Origin of the sequence: Microbacterium sp. CnD16-F, from assembly GCF_024124465.1 — a bacterium.
GTDB classification, from domain to species: domain Bacteria; phylum Actinomycetota; class Actinomycetes; order Actinomycetales; family Microbacteriaceae; genus Microbacterium; species Microbacterium gawkjiense.
In genome coordinates, this window is the sequence record NZ_JAMXSA010000106.1 from 1 (window position 1) to 2,127 (window position 2,127).

2 protein-coding genes are annotated in these 2,127 nt (G+C 67.0%); both read right to left on the reverse strand.

All coding sequences use genetic code 11. The features are described 5' to 3' along the window. Positions 1-62: 62 nt before the first annotated feature. A complete protein-coding gene (istB, locus tag NH287_RS14925) occupies positions 63-854 on the reverse strand; it encodes an IS21-like element helper ATPase IstB (RefSeq protein ID WP_125133150.1) in 792 nt (263 codons plus the stop codon). Continuing rightward, positions 854-2,062: an IS21 family transposase gene (gene istA, locus NH287_RS14930; RefSeq protein ID WP_125133149.1), complete on the reverse strand. Its 1,209-nt coding sequence runs from the start codon at positions 2,060-2,062 to the stop codon at positions 854-856. Before istA ends, istB begins: the two co-directional genes overlap by 1 nt. Between the last annotated feature and the right edge of the window lie 65 nt (positions 2,063-2,127).

A 2,127-nucleotide genomic window follows, 5' to 3' on the forward strand; every position in this document is an offset into this window, starting at 1 on the left:
TGTCGGCGGCGGGTGAATCCTGGTCACTTTCGGCGCTCGAAAAGTGAACGGTTGCGGGCAGTCTAGCCAGGGGTCTCGTCGGTGGTGGTGCGAATGCTGGGGAGGCTGTCGATGCCTCTGCCGCGGAGGCGGTAGCTGGCCCCTTTGAGGGTGAGGACGTCGGCGTGGTGAACGATCCGGTCGATCATCGCGGCGGCGACGGCCTGGTCTCCGAAGACGCCACCCCAGCCGGAGAACGGCAGGTTCGAGGTCAGGATCAGCGACGCGTGTTCGTAGCGTGACGAGACCAGCTGGAAGAAGAGGTTGGCGGCGTCTTGTTCGAACGGGAGGTAGCCGACTTCGTCGACGATGATCAGCCCGTAACGGCGAAGCCGGGTGAGCTCTCGTGGGAGGTTGCCTTGCCGGTGGGCGTCGGCGAGTCGGGTGACCCAATCGGTCGCAGTCGCGAACAACACCCGGTGCCCGTGGCGGGCAGCGACGATCCCGAGCGCGGTCGCGAGGTGCGTCTTCCCGGTCCCGGGAGGGCCGAGCAGGACCACGTTCTGCGCTTCGAGGAGGAACCCTCCCGAAGCGAGCGCGGCGATCTGCTGCCGGGTGGCTGGTTGCGCGTCCCAGTCGAAGTCCTCGAGCGTCTTCCGGCTCGGGAAGCCAGCGGCTTTGATCCGCAGCTCCGCGCCGGAGGCGTTGCGAGCGCTCACTTCGCGTTCGAGGACGGCGGCGAGGTAGTCCTCGAACGACCACCCGGCGTCGCGTGCTTGGTCCGCCATCCGGGCTGCGGCCTCCGTGATCCGGGGTGCCTTGAGTGCGCCGGCGAAATAGGTGATCTGCTTCGCGACGTCGGTCTTGCCGGCCATCAGTTGCTCCCCTCGACGAGCCCGAACGCGCGGTCGTAGTCGGCGAGATCCCGAGTCAGATCGTCGCCGACTGGAACAAGTCGCGGCTGCTGGAACTCGCGTCGTAGGACGGCCGCAGCTTCTCGATGCGCGGGGTCGGTGATCACCATTCCTCGTGCCCAGACACGGGTGTGGTCGGCGATGATCCGTCCATCGAGGCGGACGCGGACCCGGTCCAGGTCCGCGGTGACGTCGACGATCCTGCCGATCGCGCGCGGGTCGACGGAGTAGTCGTTCGTGTCGATGCGGACGTAGTAGTCGCGGCCGAGCCGGATCCGGTTCCGCCAGCCCAGATGCAACGGGATCGGCGGCAACGGCAACATCGCCGCCAGATCCGCAGGCAGCAGCGAGATCGGAGAGGCGGCCAGGGTGCGCACCCTCCGCTGGTTGGCGACTCCGAGCCAGTCGGTGAACTGCTCGTTGAAGTCCGCGGGCGAGGTGAATGACCGGCCCGGCATGAACGATGTCTCGAACCAACCGTTGCGGCGTTCCACGATCCCTTTCGATTCCGGATCCCGCGGCGGCAGCAGCACGAGCTTGGTCGCGAGGGTTCCCATGAACGCGTCGACTCCGTCCGCGTGACGGCGTCCTCGCCCGATGCCGGGCTCGTTGTCCCAGATCAGCCGACGCGGAACCCGGCCGAGCTGCTCGATCAGCTGCCAGGTCCCGAGCAGCAGATCCTCCGTCTTCCGCGTCGGGATCATCACTCCCGTCGTGAACCGGCAATGCGCCGGGGTGATCACCAGCACCGGCAACAGCTTCGCTGTCCCGTCCTCGAGCGGGATCTTCTTCGGCGGGAACCACAGATCGCACTGCGCCGCGTCCCCCGCCGCCCACGTGATCCGATCCGCGGGATCGAGACGCTGCTGCTCGGGCCGCAACCGCTTCACGTTGTCACGGAACCACCGGATCGAGCCCGTCCACCCGACCCGCTCCGCGAGCACCGTCGCCGGCATCGTCGGCGTCTCCAGCAGCAACGCACGCACCCGCGATTCGAACGGCGTGAACGACGTCGGCGCCGCTGTCCGCTCATAGTGAGGCGGCGATTCCGAGTTCACCGCCTTGATGACCGTGGTCCTCGAGATCCCCAACCGCTCAGCAATATGCGCCTTCGGCACGCCCTCGCCGGCCAGCCTCCGGATCAACGCCCAGTCCTCCAAAGTGATCACTCTCCAATCGTTGAGTGTTCACTTTTCAAGCGCCGCTACTGTCCAGTTTTCGAGCGCCGTCGACA